Raw genomic sequence first — 6,480 nt, forward strand, 5'->3', positions numbered from 1 at the left:
GCGCACATCAGGCCCCCGTTCTTCAGGCATATTCGCCCGGGCGGCAACCTTCACCTGTTGGTCAAACGGTTTGAACTCGGTTTGCCCACGGGTAGTCATGTCGAGGATCCTGTTCCGCCGGCCACTAGCCAAAGTGGGACGCCGGCCTTGCTCACAGGTAAGGTCATCGGCCTGATAGATGGTGGCCTTGCCTTTGCCAACGCCAATTTCCTGCGCAATGGCAAGTCACGCACGGCCTATTTCTGGCGGCAAGACCACGACGGGGTAGGAGACGCCCCCGCATCCATGGGTTATGGGCACGAACTGACAGCGGCCGACATCAACCAGGCGATGAAGCACCGCACGTACAACGGCATGGTCGACGAAGGCGCCGTGTACGCACACTTCAAGTTGCATGATCTGCAGAAAGCCGTGAACCATGGTACCCATGTCATGGACCTCGCCTCTGGCCCACGCACCCTGCTGGCGCAATTTTCAGGCGCACCTCCGCATCCAGACGCCCCACCCAGCTGGGCCTTGGCCAATGATGATGCAAGCCGGCACGACAACGTGACGGTCCAGCTCGACTGGTCAAACGTGACTGATACGTCGGGCGGCTCTATGAATGTCAGCGTCATGGACGGCCTGATGTACATACTTTCGCGTTGCGCACCCGCCACCAAGATCGCGGTTAATCTGAGTTGGGGTACCCTGGCAGGCCCTCATGACGGCAGCTCGGCGCTGGAGGCCGCGATGGACCAGCTGATCGAACTCAAAAAAGGCAAGCTGCAGATCATCGTGCCGGCGGGTAACAGCTATCAAAGCAGGACCCACGCCAATGCAACGCTATCAAAAGGGGAGCATGTCACGCTGAACTGGCAGGCGCAACCGGATGATTCGACCCAGAGTTTCCTGGAACTTTGGCTGCCGCCAGGCGCGCATGGCGTCACCGTGCAGATCACGCCGCCGGGCCGCCCAGCCTTGCCGCCGCTGGCTTGGGGCAAATCAGGCATGTGGACCAACGGTGGTGCGCACCCGGTCTGCGCGCTGATTTATCCGCAATCGGTCGCAACAGGTGTACACGGCACCTGCGCGCTGGTTGCCATTGCGCCCAACTTCAGCTTCGAAGCATCAACCACGACCGCCCCCAATGGGATTTGGGAAGTGAAGATCACCAACACCCATGCAGGAAATGTCACATTCGATGCCTACATTGAGCGTGATGACGTTGCCATTGGCCAGCACACGGGTGCGCGGCAGTCTTATTTTGAGGACAAGGACTATGACACCAGCGGCAACCCGGGCTCGTTTGTAGATCACGCAGGCAACCCCACGCCGATTCGCCGAAGCGGCATCTTCAACAGTTTGTCCACGGGAAAACACACCATCTCGGTCGGAGGACTGCGTGTAACGGATTCAAGCTGGGCGCACTATTCACCGCGCAAGCCCGATCCAGATGCAAGCCGTCCACAACGCCCCGGGGTTGTGAAGGTGCCGGATACCGTGGCGTTTACCGACGAGAGCACGGCGTTGCACGGTGTTCGTGGTGCCGGCACCCGCAGCGGCGCAGTGGTGCGCACCATAGGCACCAGCGACGCGGCGCCCCAGGAAACCCGGCGGATCTTCAACGCGCTCTAGGCGCCAGGAAACTGTCGCAGCCGCTACCAGCGGTTGGGCAGTTTCTTGAGTAGCGTGATGCGCTTGGTGCCCATTTCGATGTAGCCACCCTTTTCCAGGTCCTTGAGGAGGCGGCTGACCATTTCGCGGGACGCGCCCACCCGGCTGGCGATTTCCTGGTGGGTAATGGATTCAAGCGTCACCCCGGTGGCAGAGTCACTGGTGCTGACGTCGTTGGGCTCTTCCAGCACTGAAATCAGACGCCCATATACATCGAGCAAAGCCATATTGCGCGCCGCCTCCGTGGCAGCACGCGCGCGGCGTATCACCTGAACCACGAGATTGATGGCGAACCCTGGCTCGTCACCCAAGTGTTCGCTCACATCGGTTCGGCTGAGTACGGCGCAGGTGCAGGGTTCGAGCGTAATCACCGATGCTGAGCGGGGACCGCCATCGAGCGACATTTCACCAAAATAGTCCCCTGAATGGATCCTGCCGTAGGTAATTTCCCGTCCGCTTTCGTCCATGGCGAACACCTTGACACTGCCCTTGAGCAGGACAAACAGGTTGTCGCCGATTTCCCCTTCATTGATCACCACGGCTTTTTTGGGATAAGTTCGTACGACCCCTCGCAAGGCGAGCGTGCGCAACTCAGGAATCAAATGGGCGTACAGCCCGTCATTGGAAGATGTTGGTGAACTCATGATCACCCGTAATCTAGCACGTCGCCGGGACGTGGGGGGCGTCTATCAGTGGATTTGTCCGAGCGGCAGGGGCGCTATGGGCGGCAAGATCGCCACGCGATTGACCAGCTCGCGGACCCCACTGGAGGCAGTTTTGGCACAAAGGCTGCGCACATGACTGCGCACCGTGGAAACCGCAACCTTCATCTGGAGGGCGATCTCCGGGGTGCTCAGGCAGCGGCACAGGAAAACCAGTACCTGCTCCTCCGTATGTGTAAGCCCGTGGCTCCGGGCGAAAGAGCTGAAAACCCCCGATTCGCTGACACCCACGCGCGATAAAAAGAGGGCCACACGCTCACAAGGCGTGCCCGCCTGCCGATGCAGCGGCACCACGGCCAGGGTAAAGTCCACGCCGTCGGCAGCCAGCCTGATCAGACTGCGTTTTCCTGCAACCGCCTTGCCCAAGGCGTTCTGAAAGGACTTGGCATCCGCCGGCATCAAGACCTTGAGCTCACCTCTGTCCACCCCGAGGACAACAGCTCGCTCAAGCTCCCGTCGCGCGATTTGATTTGCGTGCAGGATTCGTCCCTGGGCGCTCACGACGAACACGCCGTGTGCCAGCTCATCTACCAGCAAGGCCAGCAGCGCAGGTGTGGAATCAGGGTCGGGTTCCCGCAAGGACAGGGGTCGGCCAGTCTCAAGCAGACTGGTGCTGGGCATTGCATAGAGTGTCAAGGGCGTGCTCCATCCTACAAATAGATGAGCATAAAAAGCCCAGATCAATGTAGATAGTGAATATGCCGAGTCATTCTTGTGAGAAATTCACATCGATCATATGAGCGCCAGGGCAGCACAAGCTGAACGCGGCAACAACCGGCTCAGGTCAGGCCTGGTCACCGTCCAGCATGGCTAACGTGGCGTCCATCACGGCCGGCAAAAAAGCCATCTGCACGTGGGCGGCGCCCCGAACAAGGCGATTGTCCGCGCCAGGCAGTGTGGCTGTGGAGGTGGGAAACACAATGTTGTCGCAGTTGGAGTACCAGCAGGTAAACAGCGTGTGCCGGTTTGCCGGCATCTCATGATCCAGCTGGGCCTGCCAGTCTGACAGCAGCCGCATCTGGCGCCCGTTGTGGCCGTGCCCGAAGCGGGCCAACCAGGTTCCGCGATGCGGTGTGCCGATGGTCACAACGTGGTGCACCCGGGCTTCGGCTTTCATGCGCTTGAGCCAGGCCCTGGCGGCCAGCCCGCCCATGCTGTGGCATACCAGCAAGGGCGGAAGGCCGGTGGCCTGGGTGATTCGCACAACTGCGTCGTCAATTTGAGGAACATAGTCGTCAATGGAGCCGAACAGGGGCTCAAGGTTGACAGCCACAAAGGAACGCCCACTGCCTTGAACGCGTTTGAGCCAGGGTGTCCACAGGCCACGATTGCAGAAAAACCCATGCACAAACACTACGCCGCGGCGGCCTTGGGCTGTTTCCGCAGGTATGAGTCGGTCCGGAACTGCTTCGGAACGAAAGGGCTGGCGCCAGCAAAACACGCGGGGAGCGGTCAATGTCTCGCCCATCCAAGCGCGCAGAAGCTCTTTCCAGGTGGGTTGAGGCGCCGGGTCAGGCTTGTTGACGTAGCGAAGAAGCAGGAACTCGAGCGCCAGAAACCCCGTGTAGCCCAAGGCAATCAGCAGGAAGCCGGTGATGGCCAATGCGGGTGAACTGCCGCGGAACCAGAACAGCCAGCCGAAGGCCGCGGCGATCAGGGCCAGGGTGATGAATCGTTGCAGTTGGGCCAGCATGGATGAATCGGCGTGCGCGTCAAACCCGCAGTATCTCAGGCCAGTGTGACATCCCTGCCCGACAGCTTTTTGGCGAGGCCTTGCGCCAGGCGATTGACGGCACCGTAGATGGACAGCTGCGGGTTGGCGCCGATGCTGGTGGGGAAAAGGGACCCGTCGTGGATCGAAAGGTTCTCAAGCTGCCAATGCACGCCATCCGGCCGGGTAACGCCCTGGCGCTCAGCGCCTGCAAGGCTGCAGCCCCCCATGACGTGGGCGCTCACCACCCGCGTAAGCATCGGCTTCATCGGCAATGCCGTGACCGCAGCTTGCGCCTCGGCCCAGGACGTATAGGGTTTGGCCATTTCATGCAGCGGCAAAACCTGTTTGGCACCCGCCGCAAACTGGATTTCCATCATGGACAGCAAAGCCCTGCGCCCGCCTTCCATGACATAGTCCGTCAGCGGATAGTCCAGCACCGCGGAGCCGTCACCGCGCAGCTTTACCTGCCCGCCCGGCGATTCATCATGAAACCCGTCGCGGAGCAACGCAAGCAACGTGTGGTTGTAGGGAAAAGACCTGAGCAGGTCATGCTGGCCCTGGCCAAACCCCGGTACGGTCGACGCGAAAATGATCGGGTGCAGGGGCGGAGCCTCCAGCTTGTAGCCGATCGGCCCGTCAATCGCCTGCGTTTCCAGAAAGTGGTCAGAGTAGATGGTTTGCGGCGCACCGCTCCAGGCTTCAACCTTTTGCTCAAACACACTGGACGACATCACGACCGGATGCAGAAATGTCCGGGCACCCAGCACCCCGTGCGGGTCAGGGGCACCAGAGCGCAGCAGGACGGCCGGCGAGTTGATGGCGCCGCCCGCCAGCACGTAGTGTTTTGCTCTTATTTTGATAGCTGCTTGCGCACGTCCAGATTGGGCTGCAGCCCCATTTGGCTCTACACGACGGCATACCAGCGCCGTGACCCTGCCGTTGGCCAGTTCAAGGCTTTCCGCGCGGGTCTCAGTCAGCAGTTGTGCCCCGCGGTCCAGCGCCGCGGGAATGGTGGTGACCAGCATGGATTGCTTGGCATTGGTGGGGCAACCCAGGCCGCAAGAGCCCAGGTTCCAGCAACCTTTAACGTTGCGCGAAATGGCCGAGGCGGGAATGCCCAGTTTGGCCGCGCCCCTGCGCAGCAGGTCATTGTTTTCATTCGGCGGGACCAGCCAGGGCGTGATGTTCAACCGCTGTTCCGCCTGTGCGAAGTAGGGTGCGAGCGCTTCCACGGTGTAGCCGCCCAGACCAAACCGCTGTTGCCAGAACTGCAGCGTGGAGGCGGGCGTGCGGAACGAGCTGGTCCAGTTCACTGTGGTCGAGCCACCGACGCAACGCCCCTGCAGGATATTGATGGCCTTGTCCTCCGTTTTACGGGCGGCGCTTTCCTGGTAGAGCGAAGGATAAGCCTCTGATTCCTTCTGGTTGAAATCAGAACTGCTTTTAAGCGGGCCTTCTTCAATGATGACCACCTGCAAACCAGCCTTGGCCAGCAGTTCGGCGGTGATTCCAGCGCCGGCGCCGCTGCCGATGATGGCAACGTCACAAGTGATTTTTTCAGGCACCAGGCCGAATGCGCCACCCGTGACTTTCCAGCCGCGCGCGATACCTTCGCGGATCGGGTCTTTCAGTTGACTCATGCTGCCTTCGGTGTCTTCAAATTTTGACGGGGCCGGGATAGCCCAACATCGCCCAGCTGGACGGTTCAGAAAAATAGGCACCCGCTGTGATGTCGTGCAAGGCGGCATAGGCCTGCTGGCGCAGTGCGAGGGAAGACAAGCGCATATCCTGAAGCGCTTGCTGGATCTCCGCCACAGAGGCCTCCGGCCACGGCTGACCCAAACGGGCCAGCGCATGCCGCCCGGCCGTACTGGCCAGCAAGGCCAACAGCTGGGACAATTCGCCTTGTGCGTGAGGCGGAAGAGATTGCACCAGGATATCGACCCGGCTCAGCATGCCCTGCAGCGCAATCTCGCGCGGACCGGCTTGCGCCGGTAGAGTCTTGTCCAGGACGGCACGGCCCACTGCGGAGAAGACCTCGCGCCCCGGGTGCGTCAGTATGCCGCCCGCCACGCCAGGCTGCAGCAAGGCGGCCGCCCCGCCGGCGACAACCAGCACGGCTGCCGACGCGGCACCGAGCTTGAGAAGCGTTCGTCTTTGCATCCGGGAAGTTTCTCATGTGCATTTAGGTTTCTATAGGGGGCCGTACCTAGATAAACTCCGGGTTTGTATGGACGCCTCTGCACAACAAATACATGACGCGCTGGAAACCGTGGCCAGGCTTCGGCAGCAGCACAGGGCTGACCCGCCGCTCGCCAGGGCCGGCGCCGAAGTCAAGCGGTTTCAGGCGCGCCGCTTTCAGGCGACTTACTCCGACCTGTTGCACAG

6 protein-coding genes are annotated in these 6,480 nt (G+C 61.1%); 1 reads left to right on the plus strand and 5 read right to left on the minus strand.

The window, feature by feature from the left end; translation table 11 throughout:
- Nucleotides 1-1,617, plus strand: a 1,617-nt coding sequence (locus AC1D0Z_RS14285; protein WP_477658888.1) for a S8/S53 family peptidase, incomplete at its 5' end; no start/stop codon positions are given.
- A 23-nt stretch (nucleotides 1,618-1,640) separates the two neighbouring features.
- Here the strand turns inward: AC1D0Z_RS14285 and AC1D0Z_RS14290 are convergent.
- The 5 genes from AC1D0Z_RS14290 to AC1D0Z_RS14310 form a co-directional block, all read right to left on the minus strand.
- Nucleotides 1,641-2,300, minus strand: coding sequence for a Crp/Fnr family transcriptional regulator (locus tag AC1D0Z_RS14290; protein WP_477658889.1), 660 nt, complete (start codon nucleotides 2,298-2,300; stop codon nucleotides 1,641-1,643).
- A 45-nt stretch (nucleotides 2,301-2,345) separates the two neighbouring features.
- The gene (locus AC1D0Z_RS14295; RefSeq protein ID WP_477658890.1) at nucleotides 2,346-2,999 is read right to left on the minus strand and encodes a helix-turn-helix transcriptional regulator; all 654 of its coding nucleotides are present in this window, start codon (nucleotides 2,997-2,999) and stop codon (nucleotides 2,346-2,348) included.
- Between the two features lie 163 nt (nucleotides 3,000-3,162).
- The gene (locus tag AC1D0Z_RS14300) at nucleotides 3,163-4,071 is read right to left on the minus strand and encodes an esterase/lipase family protein (RefSeq protein WP_477658891.1); all 909 of its coding nucleotides are present in this window, start codon (nucleotides 4,069-4,071) and stop codon (nucleotides 3,163-3,165) included.
- A gap of 35 nt (nucleotides 4,072-4,106) precedes the next feature.
- On the minus strand, nucleotides 4,107-5,732 hold the full coding sequence (locus tag AC1D0Z_RS14305; protein WP_477658892.1) for a GMC family oxidoreductase: 1,626 nt from the start codon (nucleotides 5,730-5,732) through the stop codon (nucleotides 4,107-4,109).
- 16 nt (nucleotides 5,733-5,748) lie between these two features.
- A complete protein-coding gene (locus AC1D0Z_RS14310; protein ID WP_477658893.1) occupies nucleotides 5,749-6,255 on the minus strand; it encodes a hypothetical protein in 507 nt (168 codons plus the stop codon).
- Nucleotides 6,256-6,480: the final 225 nt, after the last annotated feature.

The sequence above is a fragment of the Polaromonas sp. P1_E3 genome, from assembly GCF_056405935.1.

Bases quoted from the DNA above. Each gene is read 5' to 3' on its own strand.
- AC1D0Z_RS14290 (WP_477658889.1), bottom strand. From the start codon at position 2,300: ATGAGTTCACCAACATCTTCCAATGACGGGCTGTACGCCCATTTGATT.
- AC1D0Z_RS14295 (WP_477658890.1), bottom strand. From the start codon at position 2,999: ATGCCCAGCACCAGTCTGCTTGAGACTGGCCGACCCCTGTCCTTGCGG.
- AC1D0Z_RS14300 (WP_477658891.1), bottom strand. From the start codon at position 4,071: ATGCTGGCCCAACTGCAACGATTCATCACCCTGGCCCTGATCGCCGCG.
- AC1D0Z_RS14305 (WP_477658892.1), bottom strand. From the start codon at position 5,732: ATGAGTCAACTGAAAGACCCGATCCGCGAAGGTATCGCGCGCGGCTGG.
- AC1D0Z_RS14310 (WP_477658893.1), bottom strand. From the start codon at position 6,255: ATGCAAAGACGAACGCTTCTCAAGCTCGGTGCCGCGTCGGCAGCCGTG.